The following is an 18,106-nucleotide window of genomic DNA, read 5'->3' on the forward strand; positions in this document are numbered from 1 at the left end:
CATGAAGCGCAACATCGTCATCGCCACCCTGACCGCCGCCGCCCTGGCCACCGGCGGCACCGTCGCGGCCTTCGCCGCGGGCGACGACGAGACGGCGACGCAGCGCCAGTCGAGCGCCGGCACGCAGGTGGTCGCCGACCGCGACGACGCGGACGACCGGGCGGACGACGTGAACGACGACGCCGATGACGCCGACGACCGCGAGGACGACGCCGATGACCGTACGGCGGTCGCCACCGGCGATGTCGACGTCACCGCCGCCGAGGCGATCGCGGCCGCGCTGAAGAGCGTCCCGGGCACCGCCGTCTCCGCCGACCTGGACGACGAGGACGACAGCGGCAAGGTCGTGTGGGACGTCGACGTGCTGGGCGGCGACACCTGGCACAGCATCACGATCGACCCCGCCACCGGCAAGGTGCTGGGCTCCCACACCGAGCAGGAGGACGACACCGCCCAGGTGCGGGCCGCCCTGAAGGGTTCGTCCGTGACGGCCGCGGAGGCGGCACAGGCGGCCGCCGCCAAGGGCGCCGTGACCTCCGTGGACCTCGACGACGACGGTGGCTCGCGGGCCTGGGACGTGGAGACCCGCGCCACCGGCAAGGCCGATCAGGACTGGCAGGTCGACCTGAACAGCGGCAAGGTCACGACGGACCGCTCGGACGACGACGAGGACTGACGCGGATCAGAGGACCCGCACGTCAGCCGCAGCGGGAGTGGCGGCCGTACGCTCCGGCGTACGGCCGCTTCGCCGTGCCGTGACCAGCGCCCCGACCAGTGCACCCGCCAGTGCCGCCACCATCGCGACCGCTCCCGCCACCGCGAAGCACACCTCCAGCGGCAGCCGCTCCACCAGCAGCCCCGCGGTCGCCGCGCCCGTCGAACTCCCGGCGTTGACGGCCGTGTTGACCCAGGCGCCGGCCTGTGTGCGGAAGCCCGGCAGGGCCGCCTCGTCGGCGATCAGGTACGCCGTGGTCAGGGCCGGTGCGACGAACGACCCGGCGAGGGCCGCCGCCAGGGCGAGGGTGCCGGTGCCGGGGGCCAGGCCCGCGGCGGCCAGGGTGAGGCCCAGGCCGGCGGAGAGGAGCGGGAGGCGGATCCGGGCGGGCGTCCGCCAGTCGACGGCGCCGTTCAGCAGGCCGCCCACCGCGCTGCCCGCCGAAAGTGCCGCGAGGACCCAGGCCACGGTGTCGTCCCCCTGCTGCCGGGCCGCGGCGAAGGCCACGACCAGGAGGTCGACCGCGGCCAGCGACAGACCCACGCCCGCCGCCACGACCACCGGTTGCAGCAGGGCCCCGCGGGGCAGCGAACCAGTGCTGGACGAACGGGACTTGGGGCGCCCGGTGGGACGTATCGAGGACACCGCGGGCGAGGTGACGAAGGCGAGCGAACCCGCCGCCATGAGCAGGGCGCCCAGCAGCACGCCGGCGGCCGGGGAGGCGACGCCGATCACCACGCCGACCAGCAACGGGCCGGTGACGTAGAGGAGTTCCTCCGCGACGCCGTCCAGGCTGTAGGCGCGCTGCAACAGCGCCCGGTCACCGACGAGTTCACCCCACACCATGCGCATCGTGGGGCCGAGCGGGGGCGCACAGGCGCCCGTCACCGCGGCGGCCGCGCCGAGCACCACCGCGGGTGCGCCCGGCCGCCAGCTCACCGCCGCGAGCACGCCGAGCAGGCCCGCGTGGAGCAGGGCCATGGGGATCAGGGCCCGCCGGGGCCCGTACCGGTCGACCAGCGCCGCCCGGTACGGCGACAGGAGCACGCCCGTGGCCCCGAACAGCGCCATGACGACACCGGCCACGGCGTACGACCCGGTCGCCCGGGTCACGGCGAGCATGACGGCGATCGGGGCCATTCCGTACGACAGCCGACCGCTGAGGGCCGCCAGGAAGGTCCGGCGGGCATGGGGAACACGGAGCACGGCGGCATACGAAGGCCGCCGCGAGGACGCGGACATGGGGAGGTTCCTCCACTGAAGGCATGAGCGAGGGACGCCGAAGCGCCGCGACGGCCACGATCGGCCGGCCGCGAGCGGGGCGCGCTCTATGCCAAGAGAAGGAACATGTGGATCAACGTACCAACGGCGCGGGGAGTTTGGCCATGGGCGGGTCGGTGGCGGAGGCGCGGGGATGGGCGGATCCGTCTCACCTCCGGGCGGGAAAACCGCAGGTCACCGAAGCTCGGCAGGGGGACAGATCCACCCATCCCCACGGGGCAGCGCCTGCGCCGACCGCGCGACGCCCACGTGAGACCCAGCCTGCTCCCGCCCAGCCCGCCTCAGCCCTGCGTCAGCCCCGTCACCAGCTCGTCCGCCGCCCCATAAGGATCCAGCTCCCCCGCCACGATCCGATCCGCCAGCGCGTCCAGGCGTCGGTCCCCATGCAGGTCGCCGATCCGCTCGCGCAGGGCCGTGACCGCGATGGTCTCCACCTCGCGGGCGGCGCGGGCGCGGCGGCGTTCGGCGAGGACTCCGTGTTCCTCCATCCAGGCGCGGTGCTTCTCCAGCGCCTCGACGACCTCGTCGATGCCCTCGGCGCGGGCGGCGACCGTCTTCACGATGGGCGGGCGCCAGTCGCCGGGGCCGCGGGACTCGCCGAGGCCCAGCATGTGGTTGAGCTCGCGGGCGGTGGCGTCGGCGCCGTCCCGGTCGGCCTTGTTGACGACGTACACATCGCCGATCTCCAGGATTCCGGCCTTGGCCGCCTGGATGCCGTCGCCCATGCCCGGGGCCAGGAGCACGACTGAAGTGTCGGCCTGCGAGGCGATCTCGACCTCGGACTGACCGACACCGACCGTCTCGACCAGGACCACGTCGCAGCCCGCCGCGTCCAGGACCCGGATCGCCTGCGGGGCCGACCAGGCCAGGCCGCCGAGGTGGCCGCGGGTGGCCATCGAGCGGATGTAGACGCCGGGGTCGGAGGCGTGGTCCGACATCCGGACGCGGTCGCCGAGCAGGGCGCCCCCCGAGAAGGGCGAGGACGGGTCGACGGCCAGGACGCCGACCCGCTTGCCCTGCTTGCGGTACGCGGTGACCAGGGCGGACGTGGACGTCGACTTGCCCACGCCCGGCGAGCCGGTCAGGCCCACGACATACGCGTTGCCGGTGAGCGGGGCCAGCGCCGCCATGACCTCCCTGAGCTGCGGGGACGCCCCCTCCACCAGGGAGATCAGCCGGGCCACGGCCCGCGGCCTGCCCTCCCTCGCCTGGGCCACCAGAGAGGAGACGTCCTGCATCACAGCTCCGATCCGCTAGAGAAGAACAGCTCAGGCCTTGGGTACCCGCACGATGAGCGCGTCACCCTGACCGCCGCCGCCGCACAGCGCGGCCGCGCCGACACCTCCGCCGCGCCGCTTCAGCTCCAGCGCCAGGTGCAGCACCAGTCGGGCGCCGGACATGCCGATCGGGTGGCCCAGGGCGATGGCACCACCGTTGACGTTCACCGTTTCGGTGGACACCCCGAGGTCCTTCATTGACTGGACCGCGACCGCGGCGAAGGCCTCGTTGATCTCGATGAGGTCGAGGTCGGCGACCTCCAGGCCCTCCTTCTTCAGGGCGTGGAGGATGGCGTTGGACGGCTGGGACTGGAGGGAGTTGTCCGGTCCGGCCACATTGCCGTGGGCGCCGATCTCGGCGATCCACTCCAGGCCGAGCTCCTGCGCCTTGGTCTTGCTCATCACGACCACGGCCGCGGCACCGTCGGAGATCTGCGAGGACGTGCCCGCCGTGATGGTGCCGTCGCGGGTGAACGCCGGGCGCAGCTTGCCCAGGGACTCCGCGGTGGTCTCCGCGCGGATGCCCTCGTCCTTGCTGAAGACGACCGGCTCGCCCTTGCGCTGCGGGATCTCGACCGGGGTGATCTCGGCCTCGAAGATGCCGTTCTTCTGGGCGGCCGCGGCCCGCTGGTGGGACAGGGCGGCGATCTCGTCCTGCTCGGGGCGCCCGATGCCGAGGCGCGCGTTGTGCTTCTCGGTGGACTCGCCCATGGCGATGTTCTCGAAGGCGTCGGTGAGACCGTCGTAGGCCATGGCGTCGAGCATCTCGATGGCGCCGTACTTGTAGCCCTCGCGGGACTTCGGGAGCAGGTGGGGCGCGTTGGTCATGGACTCCTGGCCGCCCGCGACGATCACGTCGAACTCGCCCGCGCGGATCAGCTGGTCGGCCAGCGCGATCGCGTCGAGGCCCGACAGACAGACCTTGTTGATGGTGAGCGCGGGGACGCCCATCGGGATGCCGGCCTTGACCGCGGCCTGGCGCGCCGGGATCTGGCCCGCTCCGGCCTGGAGCACCTGGCCCATGATCACGTACTGCACCTGGTCGCCGCCGATTCCCGCACGGTCGAGGGCGGCCTTGATCGCGAAGCCGCCGAGGTCGGCTCCGGAGAAGGACTTCAGGGAGCCGAGCAACCGTCCCATCGGGGTGCGGGCACCCGCGACAATCACGGACGTCGTGCTGTTCGAACCAGACATGAGGTGCGATCCCCTTTCAGCTGCACAGCTGAGGAGTGAACGAGGGTTTACTTCGAATGTACTGAGTGGCACTCCGTGCCGTCACCGGGCCGTCGGTGTGATCGCGCGCACGTTGCGTAACCACCTCCGGAGCGCTGCACTGAGTTCCATGCTGACGCGAATCGACCACATCGGGATCGCCTGTTTCGACCTCGACAAGACCGTTGAGTTCTATCGGGCCACCTACGGCTTCGAGGTGTACCACTCCGAGGTCAACGAGGAGCAGGGCGTGCGCGAGGCCATGCTCAAGATCAACGACACCTCGGACGGCGGGGCCTCCTACCTGCAGCTCCTCGAACCGACCCGCGAGGACTCCACCGTCGCGAAGTGGCTGGCCAAGAACGGCGAGGGCGTGCACCACATCGCTTTCGGTACGGCGGATGTGGACGCGGAGTCCGCGGACATCCGCGACAAGGGCGTACGCGTTCTGTACGAGGAGCCGCGACGCGGCTCCATGGGGTCACGGATCACGTTCCTGCACCCGAAGGATTGCCACGGCGTACTGACAGAACTGGTCACTTCGGCGCCTGTTGAGTCACCTGAGCACTGACCCCCGTACATATGGGCCGGTAGGGTTGGGGGCGGTCGCCACCCTCGGGGGGTGACCGCGGGCCGGGGTCCGGGTTTTCGGGGGACGAGCGTCGGGGCTGCGGCCCTTGCTCCGCCGTTGATCTGACACCATTCCCCGGGGGCCCCGTTCGGCGGATGGACGGAGCTCGTTTGGCCAGACATGCGACCAGGGGACGGATGGGACCGCGCAGTGCGGGGCTACGAACGCCAGGAGCGAGAGCCGGCGGCTGACGTCGACCACCTCTCTCGGTTCGAGGCCGAGATGGATCGGCTGAAGACCGAGCGGGAGAAGGCGATCCAGCACGCCGAGGACCTCGGCTACCAGGTCGAGGTGCTGCGCGCCAAGTTGCACGAGGCGCGGCGCACCCTCATGTCCCGACCGTCCTACGACGGCGGCGACATCGGCTATCAGGCCGAACAGTTGCTCCGCAACGCCCAGATCCAGGCCGATCAGCTGCGCCAGGACGCCGAGCGCGAGCTGAGCCAGGCGCGGGCGCAGACGCAGCGCATCCTCCAGGAGCACGCCGAGAACGCGGCGCGGCTCCAGGCGGAGCTGCACCAGGAGGCGGTCACCCGCCGCCAGCAGCTGGACCAGGAGCTCTCCGAGCGCCGGCAGACCGTCGAGTCGCATGTCAACGAGAACGTGGCGTGGGCCGAGCAGCTGCGCGCCCGTACCGAGCAGCAGGCCCGCCGGCTCCTGGAGGAGTCCCGCGCGGAGGCCGAGCAGGCCATGGCCGCCGCCCGCGCGGAGGCCGAGCGGGTCGCCGCCGAGGCCCGGCAGCGGCTCCAGAGCGAGGCCGAGACGGCCCGCGCGGAGGCGGAGCAACTGCTGCGCCGTGCCCGCACGGACGCCGAGCGGCTGCTGAACGCGGCGTCCACGCAGGCCCAGGAGGCCACCGACCACGCCGAGCAGCTGCGCAACTCCACGGCGACCGAGTCGGACAGCGCCCGCCGCCAGGCGACCGAGCTGAGCCGTGCCGCCGAGCAGCGGATGTCGGAGGCCGAGGAGGCGCTGCGCAAGGCGCAGAGCGAGGCCGAGAAGCTCGTCGCCGAGGCCAAGGCGGCCGCCGAGAAGGCGCTCTCCAGCGCCGAGTCGGCCAACGAACAGCGCACGCGTACGGCCAAGGAGCAGGTCGCCCGGCTGGTCAGCGAGGCCACCAAGGAGGCCGAGACCACCAAGGCGGACGCCGAGCAGGTCGTCGCGGACGCCCGCGCGGAGGCCGAGAAGATCGTCGCCGAGGCCTCCGAGAAGGCCCGCACGATCACCGCCGAGGAGACCGCGTCCCAGCTGGGCAAGGCGGCCAAGACCGCCGAGGACGTTCTCAACAAGGCGTCCGAGGACGCCCGTAAGACCACCAGGGCCGCCGCCGAGGAGGCCGAGCGGATCCGTTCCGAGGCCGAGGCCGAGGCGGACCGGCTGCGCGCCGAGGCGCATGACATCGCCGAGCAGCTCAAGGGCTCGGCGAAGGACGACACCAAGGAGTACCGCGCCAAGACGGTCGAGCTCCAGGAGGAGGCGCGCCGGCTGCGCGGGGAGGCCGAGCAGCTGCGTGCCGACGCGGTCGCCGAGGGCGAGAAGATCCGCGCGGAGGCCCGCAAGGAGGCCGTCCAGCAGATCGAGGAGGCGGCCAAGACCGCCGAGGAGCTGCTGGCGAAGGCCAAGCAGGACGCGGACGAGCTGCGGCAGACGGCCACGACGGACAGCGAGAAGGTCCGCACCGAGGCCATCGAGCGCGCCACCACGCTGCGCCGGCAGGCCGAGGAGACCCTGGAGCGCACCCGCCAGGAGGCCGAGCGGCACCGCGCGGAGGTCGTCGAGCAGTCCGAGGCCATCAAGGCGGACGCCGAGCGGGCCGCGCGTGAGCTGCACGAGGAGACCGAGCGGGCCATAGAGACCCGCCGGGCCGAGGCCGCCGAGGAACTGTCCCGGCTGCACACCGACGCCGAGGAGCGCCTCGCCGCCGCCGAGCAGGCGCTGGCCGAGGCCCGCGCGGAGGCCTCGCGGATCCGGCGGGAGGCCGCCGAGGAGACCGAGCGGCTGCGCGCCGAGGCCGCCGAGCGGATCCGCACCTTGCAGCAGCAGGCCGAGGCGGAGGCCGAACGGCTGCGTGACGAGGCCGCCTCCGACGCGTCCGCGTCCCGTGCGGAGGGCGAGTCCGTCGCCGTACGGCTGCGTTCGGCGGCCGCGGCCGAGGCCGAGCAGCTGAAGGCGGAGGCCCAGGACACCGCCGACCGGGTCCGTGCCGAGGCGCAGGCCGCCGCCGAGCGGCTGGCGACGGAGGCGTCCGAGACGCTGGCCGCCGCCCAGGAGGAGGCCGTCCGGCGCCGCCGCGAGGCCGAGGAGACTCTCGGTTCGGCGCGCCAGGAGGCCGACCAGGAGCGCGAGCGGGCCCGCGAGCAGAGCGAGGAGCTGCTGGCCTCCGCGCGCAACCGCGTGGAGGAGGCGCAGGCCGAGGCGGTACGGCTGGTCGAGGAGGCCGACCGGCGCGCCACCGAGATGGTGTCGGGCGCCGAGCAGCACGCCCAGCAGGTACGGGACTCCGTGGCCGGGCTGCACGAGCAGGCGCAGGAGGAGATCACCGGGCTGCGCAGCGCCGCCGAGCACGCCGCGGACCGCACCCGGCGCGAGGCCGAGGAGGAGGCGGACCGGGTCCGCGCCGACGCCTACGCCGAGCGGGAGCGGGCCAGCGAGGACGCGGGCCGCATCCGGCGCGAGGCGAACGAGGAGTCGGAGGCCGCCAAGTCGCTCGCCGAGCGCACCGTCGGCGAGGCGATCGCGGAGGCGGAGCGGCTCAGGTCGGACGCCGCCGAGCACGCCCAGCGGGTGCGCACGGACGCCTCGAACGCGATCGCGGAGGCCGACCAGGCCGCCGCCCGTGCCCGGGCGGACGCCCGTGAGGACGCCAACCGCATCCGCTCGGACGCGGCCTCGCAGGCCGACACCCTCATCACCGAGGCGCGCAACGAGGCCGAGCGGCTCACCGCGGAGACGCTCGCCGACACCGACCGGCTGCGCACGGACACCGTCAACGAGGCCGAGCGCGTCCGGTCGGAGGCGGTCGCCAAGGCCGAGCAGCTGATCGCGGACGCCACCGGGGACGCGGAGCGGCTGCGCGCCGAGGCCGCCGACACGGTCGGCTCCGCACAGCAGCACGCCGAGCGGATCCGCAGCGAGTCCGAGCGCGTCAAGGCCGATGCCCTGGCCGAGGCCGAGCGGGTCACGACGGCCGCGCGCGAGGAGGCCGAGCGGACCCTCGACGAGGCGCGCAAGGACGCGGGCAAGCGGCGCCAGGACGTGGCCGAGCAGGTCGACAAGCTCATCACGGAGACCACGGCCGAGGCGGACAAGCTCCTCACCGAGGCACAGCAGCAGGCCCACAAGACCACCGCGGACGCGGAGGGGCAGGCCGACACCATGGTGGGCGCGGCCCGCGCGGAGGCCGACCGGCTGGTCTCGGAGGCGACCGTCGAGGGCAACTCCCTGGTGGAGAAGGCCCGTACGGACGCGGACGAGCTGCTCGTCGGTGCCCGCCGGGACGCCACCGCCATAAGGGAGCGCGCCGAGGAGCTGCGCGACCGCATCACGACCGAGATCGAGAACCTGCACGAGCGGGCCCGCCGTGAGGCCGCCGAGACGATGAAGTCGACCGGCGACCGCTGCGACGCGCTCATCAAGGCGTCCGAGGAGCAGCTGGCGAAGGCGCAGGCGAAGGCCAAGGAGCTGGTCTCGGAGGCCAACTCCGAGGCGGGCAAGGTCCGTATCGCCGCCGTGAAGAAGGCCGAGGGGCTCCTGAAGGAGGCCGAGCAGAAGAAGTCGGCGCTCGTGCGGGAGGCCGAGGAGCTCAAGGCGGAGGCGATCCGCGAGGCGCGGCGCACGGTGGAGGAAGGAAAGCGCGAGCTGGAGATCCTGGTGCGGCGCCGCGAGGACATCAACGCCGAGATCTCCCGTGTCCAGGACGTCCTGGAGGCGTTGGAGTCCTTCGAGGCCCCTGCGGCGGGCAAGGACGGTGGCGTCAAGGCCGGCGTCTCGGTCGGCGCCCCTCGTTCGGGTGGCAAGTCGTCAGACAGTTAGGCGACGGACAGCTGACCGACAGGTCGAATTCCGGTGCCGTCTGGGGCCTTTGACCAAGTTTTTGGCAAGCCGTCCCGGGGTTAGCCACTCAAAAGGGGTGTCATTCTCCAGATCAAACACGTATCCGCTCGATGACACACCGCTTCGGCCCCTAGGATTCCCCCTATCACCTCACCGGTCTCATTTGACAGGAACCCCATGAGCGACACTTCCCCCTACGGCTTCGAGCTTGTGCGGCGTGGGTACGACCGCGCTCAGGTGGACGAACGGATCTCCAAGCTCGTCTCCGACCGTGACAGCGCTCTCTCCCGCATCACCGCTCTGGAAAAGCGCATCGAGGAGCTCCACCTCGAAACGCAGAACGCGCAGGCTCAGGTCACCGACGCCGAGCCGTCGTACGCCGGTCTCGGCGCGCGTGTCGAGAAGATCCTCCGCCTCGCCGAGGAGGAGGCCAAGGATCTGCGCGAGGAGGCCCGTCGCGCGGCCGAGCAGCACCGTGAGCTCGCCGAGTCGGCGGCCCAGCAGGTGCGCAATGACGCGGAGTCCTTCGCGGCGGAGCGCAAGGCCAAGGCCGAGGACGAGGGCGTCCGGATCGTCGAGAAGGCGAAGAGCGACGCCTCTCAGCTGCGTTCCGAGGCCCAGAAGGACGCGCAGTCCAAGCGCGAGGAGGCGGACGCCCTCTTCGAGGAGACCCGCGCCAAGGCCGCCCAGGCCGCCGCGGACTTCGAGACCAACCTGGCCAAGCGTCGCGAGCAGTCCGAGCGCGACCTGGCGTCCCGTCAGCAGAAGGCCGAGAAGCGCCTCGCGGAGATCGAGCACCGCGCGGAGCAGCTGCGTCTCGAGGCCGAGAAGCTGCGCACGGACGCCGAGCGCCGGGCCCGTCAGACGGTCGAGACGGCGCAGCGTCAGGCCGAGGACATCGTGGCCGACGCGAACGCCAAGGCCGACCGGATCCGTTCGGAATCCGAGCGTGAGCTCGCGGCGCTGACCAACCGCCGCGACTCGATCAACGCTCAGCTGACGAACGTCCGCGAGATGCTGGCGACGCTCACGGGCGCCGCGGTGGCCGCGGCCGGTTCGCCGGCCACGGACGACGAGCCGATCTCCCGTGGGGTTCCGGCTCAGCAGTCCCGGTAATCAGTAGCGCGTTCAGAGGCCCGTACCGTCTCCCCCGAAGGTGCGGGCCTTTGGCGTGCCCGCCAGGGGCAGGAAGACGTCGTCGACGATCTCGGTGAGCGTCTCGTCCGTCACCGGTTCCCGGCTCAGCAGGATCTCGTGGCGCAGGAGGTCCGCGGGGAGGGTGAGGACCCGTCGGGGCAGCTGTGCCGTGGGGATCTCGCCGCGCTCGGCGGCCCGCTCGACGAGCGTCCGCAGCACGCCCCGCATGACGCCGAAGAAGGCCGGGCCCACCTCCCGGGCCTCCGCGAGCAGCCCGTGCAGTGTGTCCGGGCCGATCTCCCGCTGGCGGCGCCCACCCGCGCGAAGCACTTCCAGTACGTCGCCCCGGAGCGAGCCGGTGTCCGGGACCCGGTCGGCGATGGATCCGGTGCGGTGGCGCATGGCGGCAATGACCAGTTCCGCGCGGTTGCTCCAGCGCCGGTAGAGGACCTGCTTGCCGGTACGCGCGCGTGCGGCGACGCCCTCCATGGTGAGCTTCGGGTAGCCGACTTCCGCCAGCTCCGCCCAGGCCGCGTCCGGGCACCTTCCTCTGGTCGACGGCTTTCACCTTTCTTGCCGGTCTCGTCGGGCTCTGTTTCCCCGCACGAGTGGCAGCCGCCAGGACCCCGTCTTAGCGTGGCCGCATGATCGAACTCGAGGGCCTGACCAAGCGGTACGGCGAGAAAGTGGCGGTCAACAACCTGACCTTCACCGTCAGACCCGGCATCGTCACGGGCTTCCTCGGTCCCAACGGCGCCGGCAAGTCGACGACGATGCGGATGATGCTCGGCCTCGACCGCCCCACCGCCGGTGACGTCCGCATCGACGGTCAGCACTACGACCACCTCAAGGAACCGCTGAAGTACATCGGCGCCCTGCTGGACGCCAAGGCCATGCACGGCGGGCGCAGCGCCTTCAACCACCTCCTGTGCCTCGCGCAGAGCAACGGCATCCCCCGCAGCCGGGTCGCCGAGGTCCTCGACACGGTCGGCCTCACCGCGGTGGCGAAGAAGAAGGCCAAGGGGTTCTCCCTCGGCATGGGTCAGCGGCTCGGCATCGCGGGCGCGCTGCTGGGCGATCCGCGGATCCTGATGTTCGACGAGCCGGTCAACGGGCTCGACCCCGAGGGCATCCACTGGATCCGCAACCTGATGAAGTCCCTCGCGGCACAGGGGCGGACCGTGTTCGTCTCCTCCCACCTCATGAGCGAGATGGCGCTGACCGCAGACCACCTCGTCGTCATCGGCCAGGGGCGGCTGCTCGCCGACACCTCCATGGCCGAGTTCATCGAACAGAACTCACGCTCGTACGTCCGGATCCGCTCCCCCCAGCGCGAGCGGCTGCTCGACGTGCTGCACGGGGCCGGAGTCACGGTCGTGGAGACCGGCAACGGGACGCTGGAGGTCGACGGCGGCAAGCCCGAGCACCTCGGGGAGCTGGCCGCGCAGCACCAGATCGTGCTGCACGAGCTGAGCCCTCAGCAGGCCTCCCTGGAGGAGGCGTTCATGCAGCTGACCGCGGAGTCGGTCGAGTACCACGCACACGCCGACACACCCGTCGCCGCCGCGGCGCCACCGCCGCAGTGGGGCGACGACTGGAAGGGGAACCGGCCATGACGGCGATCCAGGTCGTACGGTCCGAGTGGACCAAGATCCGGTCGGTGGCCTCCACGGTGTGGACGCTCTCCCTCGCCGTGGTCGTCACCCTCGCCCTCGGCATGCTGATCGCGGCCCTGTCGAAGAACGAGTTCGACAAGATGAGCCGCAACGACCAGCTCTCCTTCGACCCCACCTTCATCAGCTTCGCCGGGATGGGCCTCGGCCAGCTCGCGATGATCGTGTTCGGGGTGCTGGTCGTGTCGAACGAGTACAGCACCGGCATGATCCGCACCTCGCTGGCCGCCGTACCGCAGCGCGGCACCTTCCTGTTCAGCAAGATCGCGGTGGCGGCCGGCCTCTGCCTCGTCGTCGGTCTCGTCACCAGCTTCGTCACCTTCTTCCTCGGACAGGCGATGCTCGGCTCGCACCGGGCCGAGATCGGCGACCCCGGAGTGCTGCGCGCGGTCATCGGCGGCGGGCTCTACATGACCCTCATCGCGGTGTTCTCGATGGGCGTGGCCACGATGCTGCGCTCGCCGATGCTGTCGCTGGGCATCCTGATGCCGTTCTTCTTCCTGATCTCCAACATCCTCGGCAATGTCTCGGCGACCAAGAAGATCGGCCGGTACCTGCCCGACCAGGCCGGCAGCAAGATCATGCAGGTGGTCACCCCGATCGACGACGACACTCCGTACGGCCCCTGGGGCGGGCTCGGGATCATGGTGCTGTGGGTGGTCGCGGCGGTCGCGGGAGGGTATGTCCTGCTGAAGAAGAGGGACGCGTGACGCCCCGGAGCTTTGCTTGGTCTTGAGTGGAACCGTCAGCGCCCGGATAAGCTCCTAACCCTTACGGGGGCGTGTGCCCTGCTGTCCTGAACCTTTCGATGGGTGCGGAGCATGATCGAGGCAGTCGGCCTGACCAAGCAATATGGCGACAAGACCGCTGTGTACAACCTTTCCTTCCAGGTGCGGCCCGGTGCCGTCACCGGCTTCCTGGGCCCCAACGGCTCCGGCAAGTCGACGACGATGAGGATGATCCTCGGCCTGGACAACCCCACCTCGGGCCAGGTGACGATCGGCGGCTACCCGTACCGCAAGCTCCCCAACGCCCCCCGCCAGGTGGGCGCGCTGCTCGACGCCAAGGCCGTGCACGGCGGCCGGCACGCCCGCAACCATCTGCTCTGCCTCGCCCAGCTCTCCGGCATCCCGGCCCGCCGGGTGGACGAGGTGCTCGGCGTGGTCGGCCTCCAGGACGTGGCCAGGAAGCGCTCCAAGGGCTTCTCCCTCGGCATGGGCCAGCGGCTCGGCATCGCCGCCGCGCTGCTCGGTGACCCCCAGGTGCTGCTGTTCGACGAGCCGGTCAACGGACTCGACCCCGAGGGCATCCTCTGGGTGCGCAACCTGATGAAGTCCCTGGCCGCGGAGGGCCGCACGGTCTTCGTCTCCTCGCACCTCATGAGCGAGATGGCGCTGACCGCCGACCACCTGATCGTCATCGGGCGCGGACAGCTGCTGGCCGACATGAGCGTGCAGGACTTCATCGCCGCGAACTCCGCCGGCTTCGCACGCGTACGCACCCCCGACACCGACCCGCAGCTGCGCGAGAAGCTGACGTCCGCGCTGACGGAGGCGGGCGGACACGTGCTGCCGGAGCAGGACGGGGCGCTGCGCATCACGGGTCTGCCGCTCCCCCGCATCAGCGACATCGCCCACGACACCGACGTACGCCTGTGGGAGCTCTCCCCGCACCAGGCCTCGCTGGAGGAGGCGTACATGCGGATGACCCAGGGCGCCGTCGACTACCGCTCGACGATCGACCAGAAGGCCGGCCTGCAACAGCCCCTCCCGCCGGGCGCCCAGCCTCCGATGCCGGTCCCGGGCCAGGGCCAGCCCGGCTGGTACGCGCCTCCGCCGCCGCAGCAGGGCGGCCAGCCGCCCGCCGGCGGGTACGGCACGGCCCCGGCGCCCGCCGGCGCGTACGGCAACGGGCAGCCCCCGGCAGGCCCGTACGGCGCCCCAGGCGCGGGTCAGCCCAACCCGTACGCCCAGACGCCTCCCCAGGCCCCCCAGGCCCCGGCCCAGCTCTCCGGCCCCGCGGGCACGCCCGCGCCCCAGCAGCCCGCCGCGAGCGCCCCCGCCGCGCCGCCCGCCGCAGCCCCGCCTGCCACGGCCCCCGCGCCCCAGCAGCCCGCCGCCGCGGCCCCGTCGGCCCTGCAGCCGGCCCCCGCCGCGGCCCCGTCGGCGCCCGCCGCCGCCCCGGCCGCCCCGGCCGCCGCAGGCGCCCCGCAGCCCGCCGCCGACCTGACGAAGTCCGAGGACGCCCGATGAGCACGCCCCAGCCCCCGATGCCGCAGGCCGCCGCACCCGACTGGCAGGCGGCGCCCGCTCCCTCGTACGCCGCGTACACCTCGCCGATCCCGGTGGTGCGCACGCATCTCGGACACGCGATCGCCTCGGAGTGGACGAAGATCCGCTCGGTGCGCTCGACCATGTGGACGCTGGGCGTCTTCGTGCTGCTGGTCGTCGGCATCGGTCTGCTCGCCGCCGTCGTGGTGTCGAGCAGCGCGAGCGACGGCGGTCTGTCCGGTGAGAACCCGCTGTCGTTCGGCTTCTTCGGACTGCTGCTCGGCACGATGTGCGTGATCACGCTCGGCGTGCTGACCACGGCCTCCGAGTACGGCACCGGCATGATCCGCACCACGATGACCGCGTGCCCGAGCCGTGGCCGGGTGCTGGCCGCGAAGGCCATCGTCTTCTTCCTGGTCGCCTTCGTCGTGACGTTCGCGTCGGTCCTGCTGGTCGCCCTCGCCGACGTGGCCCTGCTCGACGGCACCGGCGTGAAGGACCCCTCCGGCAGCGAGTGGCTCAAGGGCACCCTGGGCATCTCGCTCTACATCGCGCTGCTCGGCCTGCTCTCGCTGGTCGTCGGCTCGATCATCCGGCACTCGGCGGGCGCCATCACCATCATGATCGGCCTGGTGCTGGCCCCGCTGGTCATCGCCCTGTTCATGTTCTCGTCCTCGCTGGAGAGCCTGCGCACGGCCCTGTTCGAGTACTCCATCCCGAACCAGCTGAGCGTCTTCTACTCCAACTCGCTCACCGAGACCGGCCCCTCCGGCTGGGACCCGCTGTGGATCATCGCGGGGGTGACGGCGGCGGCGTTCGCCGGCGCGTTCGCCCTGCTGAACCAGCGCGACGTCTAGAACCTCGGCGCGTTACGGGACCGCTGCACCCTGGAGGTGCGGCGGTCCTTCGCGTTCCAGCACGCCTTGTGCCAGTGCCGACGCTCGTCGACGCCCGAGTGCTCCGGCCACGCCACCACGTGCGGGACGCCGTCGGGGATCAACTGGTCGCAGCCCGGGCAGCGGTAGGACTTGCCCTGGGCACTGGCCCCCGCCACATGACGGACGTTCCACTGCTCGCCCTGCCAGCTCTCCATCGACTGGAAGCCGCCGTAACGGCCCGAGCGGTCGTCCTCGCCCGGGCCTGACGGGTCGACTCCCTTGGGTCGGTTGCGACGCGGGGACACAGAACACCTCACGGGGCTATACAGGAAGCAGGGGCTGTGTCCAGCCTACGCGGCGCGGAGGCGGGTAGGCGTAGGGGACCAACCCCCACAAGTGCCCCTCGAGACCGACCCATTCTGCAGACAATCCGAGTATCTCTTCGCCAGGCCGTGTCCTCGGCACGTGTCAGACGGTTATGCCGGGTGGGGGAGCTCCGCGTCGGAGCCAAGGAAGCAGGAAAAGCACATGCGCGTTGGAAGTTTCGTGTTGGCGGCCCAGTTCCCGGGGCAGGGCCAGGGGGAGGCGCTGCACCGCGCGGTCCGCTCGGCCGAGGTGGCCGAGGAAGCCGGCCTCGACTCGGTCTGGCTGGCCGAGCATCATTTCGTGCCGTACGGCACCTGTCCATCGGCGATCACCCTGGCGGCGTTACTGCTGGGCCGCACCCGTCGCCTCAGGGTCGGCACCGCGGTCAGCGTGCTGCCCACCGTCCACCCGGTCGCCCTCGGCGAGCAGGCCGCGCTGCTGCACATCGCGTCCGGCGGACGGTTCTCGCTGGGCGTGGGGCGCGGCGGGCCGTGGGTGGACCTGGAGGTGTTCGGCTCGGGGCTCGACGCGTACGAGACGGGCTTCCCGGAATCACTCGATCTGCTGGTGCGCTGGCTGCGCGAACCGTCGGTGGCGGCCGCCGGCGAGCGCTTCAGCTTCCGTGAAGTGCCCGTCGTACCGCGGCCGTCGGAGTCCCTGTCGGAGGAGCCGGGCCCCGAGGTGGTCGTGGCGTGCACCTCCCCGGCGAGTGTGCGGCTGGCCGCCGAGCGCGGGTTGCCGATGCTGCTCGGGATGCACGTGGGGGACGAGGAGAAGGCCGAGATGGTCTCCCTGTGGCGCACCCACGCGCGCGCGGCGGGCCGTTCGCCGCAGGAGGTCCTGGACGCGGCCCATGTCTCGGCCGGGGTCTGCCAGATCGCGGACCGGCGCACGGACGCGGTGGAGACCTTGGTGAAGGCGATGCCGGGCTGGCTGAAGCTGGGGCTGGAGGCCCATGTGACGGTGGACGGCCGGCATCGCTCGATGCGCGACCCGGTGGCGTACACGGAACTGCTCTGCGGGCTGCACCCGGTGGGCACTCCGCGGCTCTGCGCCGACCGGCTCGCGGCGACCAGTGAGCGGACCGGCATCTCCCGCTTCGCCCTGCTCGTGGAGGGCTCGGGGGATCTGGCGGCGACGGAGGAGAACGTCCGGCGGCTGGGCGCCGAGGTGCTCCCCCACCTCGGCTGACCGTGCGTACCGCACTCGACGTGCTTGCCGCCCCGGTACCTGATGCACCTCCCGCGTACGGAGCGGCAAGCAAGCAGCTCGCTGTCTCAGCAGTCCCGGAACTCCGGTGACTGGTTGAGCAGCTGGCTACGGACCGAGGTGAAACGGGCCAGCGACTCGTCCACCGAACCGTCCAGCGGGAACACCGCCACACGGTGGCAGTTCTGGAAGGCCAGTCGCACCCCGAAGTGCCGTTGCAGCGCGCCGCGTATCGCGTCACTCGCAAGCGCACGCAGCAGCTGACCGCGTGCCTGCTCGTCCGGCGGAGGCGTCTGGTTGTCGGCGAACTGACCGCCGTCGACCTTCAGCTGGGCCACCAGGGAGCTGATCATCTCCCATGCGTAGGGCAGGGAGGTCCGGACGCAGTCGACGAATTCCGCTTCGTCGACCTCGCCTCGCTCGGCCTTCTCGAGTAGGGCCGGTGAGACGTCGAGCGACATGGGTTCTCCTCTCGCACCCCTGAACAGGTATTCAGGGGTTGCCGGACAGGTAAGGGAGTTCGCGAATATGAACACGCTGAGTGCACGCTCCGCGACCTCCCGGTTACTACGGTAAGCAACGGACGGTGACCGCACCAGGAGAATGCGTACATAGAGAGCCCTGGTTAGGCACACAATCGGCCACAAACGAACATCGCGTTTCTGGGGCGAATCGCGTGGACCCAGGCCCGTCGAGTAGCGTTGCCGACCATGCGTCTCGTCATTGCCCGGTGCTCCGTGGACTACGCGGGCCGGCTCACCGCCCACCTCCCGTCCGCCCCCCGTCTCATCCTGGTGAAGGCGGACGGCAGCGTGTCGATCCACGCGGACGACCGGGCCTACAAGCCCCTGAACTGGATGTCGCCGCCCTGCACGTTGAAGGAGGGTTCGGGTGACGAAGAGGGCGTCTGGACCGTCGTCAACAAAGGCGGCGAGAAGCTGATCATCACCATGGAGGAGATCCTCCACGACTCCTCGCACGAACTGGGCGTGGATCCCGGCCTGATCAAGGACGGCGTGGAAGCACACCTTCAGGAGCTCCTCGCCGACCGCATCGACACCCTCGGCGACGGCTATACGTTGATCCGCCGCGAGTACATGACCGCCATCGGCCCCGTCGACATCCTGTGCCGGGACGCCGAGGGCCAGACCGTCGCGGTCGAGATCAAGCGGCGCGGCGAGATCGACGGCGTGGAGCAACTCACGCGCTATCTGGAGCTGTTGAACCGCGATCCCCATCTCGCCCCGGTCCGCGGCGTCTTCGCGGCCCAGGAGATCAAGCCCCAGGCCCGCGTCCTGGCGACGGACCGCGGCATCGGCTGCACGGTCCTCGACTACGACGCGCTGCGCGGCATCGAGGACGACAAGCTGCGGCTGTTCTGACGGGTCCTTCTTCTACGACGAA

The 18,106-nt window shown here is 71.5% G+C and carries 16 protein-coding genes and 1 pseudogene; 10 read left to right on the forward strand and 7 right to left on the reverse strand.

Translation table 11 applies throughout. From position 1 onward, the window contains the following. The first annotated feature begins 1 nt into the window (after position 1). Complete coding sequence (locus tag ACFY0U_RS34175) at positions 2 to 676, forward strand: PepSY domain-containing protein (RefSeq protein WP_388642405.1); 675 nt, start codon at positions 2 to 4, stop codon at positions 674 to 676. A gap of 6 nt (positions 677 to 682) precedes the next feature. Here the strand turns inward: ACFY0U_RS34175 and ACFY0U_RS34180 are convergent, their stop codons facing one another. The 3 genes from ACFY0U_RS34180 to ACFY0U_RS34190 all read right to left on the reverse strand — a co-directional run bounded on the left by ACFY0U_RS34180 (position 683) and on the right by ACFY0U_RS34190 (position 4,467). Then, positions 683 to 1,957: an MFS transporter gene (locus ACFY0U_RS34180; protein ID WP_388642406.1), complete on the reverse strand. Its 1,275-nt coding sequence runs from the start codon at positions 1,955 to 1,957 to the stop codon at positions 683 to 685. Positions 1,958 to 2,277: 320 nt separating this feature from the next. Next, positions 2,278 to 3,234, reverse strand: coding sequence for a methylmalonyl Co-A mutase-associated GTPase MeaB (gene meaB / locus ACFY0U_RS34185; protein ID WP_388642408.1), 957 nt, complete (start codon positions 3,232 to 3,234; stop codon positions 2,278 to 2,280). A 30-nt stretch (positions 3,235 to 3,264) separates the two neighbouring features. Next, on the reverse strand, positions 3,265 to 4,467 hold the full coding sequence (locus tag ACFY0U_RS34190) for an acetyl-CoA C-acetyltransferase (RefSeq protein WP_388642410.1): 1,203 nt from the start codon (positions 4,465 to 4,467) through the stop codon (positions 3,265 to 3,267). A 148-nt stretch (positions 4,468 to 4,615) separates the two neighbouring features. On the opposite strand from ACFY0U_RS34190, the gene mce reads away from it, so the two are divergent. The 3 genes from mce to ACFY0U_RS34205 all read left to right on the forward strand — a co-directional run bounded on the left by mce (position 4,616) and on the right by ACFY0U_RS34205 (position 10,285). Beyond that, entirely contained in the window at positions 4,616 to 5,056 is a 441-nt protein-coding gene (gene mce / locus ACFY0U_RS34195) for a methylmalonyl-CoA epimerase (RefSeq protein WP_388642411.1), read from the forward strand. Between the two features lie 210 nt (positions 5,057 to 5,266). Continuing rightward, positions 5,267 to 9,148, forward strand: coding sequence for a polarized growth protein Scy (gene scy / locus ACFY0U_RS34200; protein WP_388642413.1), 3,882 nt, complete (start codon positions 5,267 to 5,269; stop codon positions 9,146 to 9,148). Between the two features lie 198 nt (positions 9,149 to 9,346). Continuing rightward, positions 9,347 to 10,285, forward strand: coding sequence for a cellulose-binding protein (locus ACFY0U_RS34205; protein WP_388642415.1), 939 nt, complete (start codon positions 9,347 to 9,349; stop codon positions 10,283 to 10,285). Between the two features lie 12 nt (positions 10,286 to 10,297). On the opposite strand, the gene ACFY0U_RS34210 is transcribed toward ACFY0U_RS34205, so the two are convergent. Together ACFY0U_RS34210 and ACFY0U_RS34215 are read right to left on the reverse strand one after the other, a co-directional pair. Then, entirely contained in the window at positions 10,298 to 10,708 is a 411-nt protein-coding gene (locus tag ACFY0U_RS34210; protein WP_388642697.1) for a TetR-like C-terminal domain-containing protein, read from the reverse strand. A gap of 12 nt (positions 10,709 to 10,720) precedes the next feature. Further along, a pseudogene (locus ACFY0U_RS34215) lies at positions 10,721 to 10,831 on the reverse strand (TetR family transcriptional regulator); the annotation flags it as partial. Positions 10,832 to 10,950: 119 nt separating this feature from the next. On the opposite strand from ACFY0U_RS34215, the gene ACFY0U_RS34220 reads away from it, so the two are divergent. The 4 genes from ACFY0U_RS34220 (at position 10,951) to ACFY0U_RS34235 (ending at position 15,106) form a co-directional block, all read left to right on the forward strand. Further along, positions 10,951 to 11,922 (forward strand): ABC transporter ATP-binding protein, encoded by a 972-nt coding sequence (locus tag ACFY0U_RS34220; RefSeq protein WP_388642416.1) that lies wholly within the window; start codon positions 10,951 to 10,953, stop codon positions 11,920 to 11,922. Continuing rightward, the gene (locus ACFY0U_RS34225; protein WP_388642417.1) at positions 11,919 to 12,689 is read left to right on the forward strand and encodes an ABC transporter permease subunit; all 771 of its coding nucleotides are present in this window, start codon (positions 11,919 to 11,921) and stop codon (positions 12,687 to 12,689) included. Before ACFY0U_RS34220 ends, ACFY0U_RS34225 begins: the two co-directional genes overlap by 4 nt. A 111-nt stretch (positions 12,690 to 12,800) precedes the next feature. Then, positions 12,801 to 14,231, forward strand: coding sequence for an ABC transporter ATP-binding protein (locus tag ACFY0U_RS34230; RefSeq protein WP_388642418.1), 1,431 nt, complete (start codon positions 12,801 to 12,803; stop codon positions 14,229 to 14,231). Beyond that, positions 14,228 to 15,106, forward strand: a complete 879-nt coding sequence (locus tag ACFY0U_RS34235; RefSeq protein ID WP_388642419.1) for an ABC transporter permease — start codon at positions 14,228 to 14,230, stop codon at positions 15,104 to 15,106. Before ACFY0U_RS34230 ends, ACFY0U_RS34235 begins: the two co-directional genes overlap by 4 nt. Here ACFY0U_RS34235 and ACFY0U_RS34240 read toward each other — a convergent pair. Next, the gene (locus ACFY0U_RS34240; RefSeq protein ID WP_388642421.1) at positions 15,103 to 15,432 is read right to left on the reverse strand and encodes an ATP/GTP-binding protein; all 330 of its coding nucleotides are present in this window, start codon (positions 15,430 to 15,432) and stop codon (positions 15,103 to 15,105) included. The genes ACFY0U_RS34235 and ACFY0U_RS34240 overlap by 4 nt on opposite strands. 223 nt (positions 15,433 to 15,655) lie before the next feature. Here ACFY0U_RS34240 and ACFY0U_RS34245 point away from each other — a divergent pair, with 223 nt between their 5' ends. Next, a complete protein-coding gene (locus tag ACFY0U_RS34245) occupies positions 15,656 to 16,684 on the forward strand; it encodes an LLM class flavin-dependent oxidoreductase (RefSeq protein ID WP_388642422.1) in 1,029 nt (342 codons plus the stop codon). Positions 16,685 to 16,770: 86 nt separating this feature from the next. On the opposite strand, the gene ACFY0U_RS34250 is transcribed toward ACFY0U_RS34245, so the two are convergent. Beyond that, on the reverse strand, positions 16,771 to 17,163 hold the full coding sequence (locus ACFY0U_RS34250) for an SCO5389 family protein (RefSeq protein ID WP_388642424.1): 393 nt from the start codon (positions 17,161 to 17,163) through the stop codon (positions 16,771 to 16,773). A gap of 249 nt (positions 17,164 to 17,412) precedes the next feature. Between ACFY0U_RS34250 and nucS the strand changes: the two genes are divergently transcribed. Further along, on the forward strand, positions 17,413 to 18,084 hold the full coding sequence (gene nucS / locus ACFY0U_RS34255; protein WP_388642426.1) for an endonuclease NucS: 672 nt from the start codon (positions 17,413 to 17,415) through the stop codon (positions 18,082 to 18,084). Positions 18,085 to 18,106 lie beyond the last annotated feature (22 nt).

Origin of the sequence: Streptomyces sp. NPDC001536 (genome assembly GCF_042894505.1) — a bacterium.
Lineage (GTDB): Bacteria > Actinomycetota > Actinomycetes > Streptomycetales > Streptomycetaceae > Streptomyces.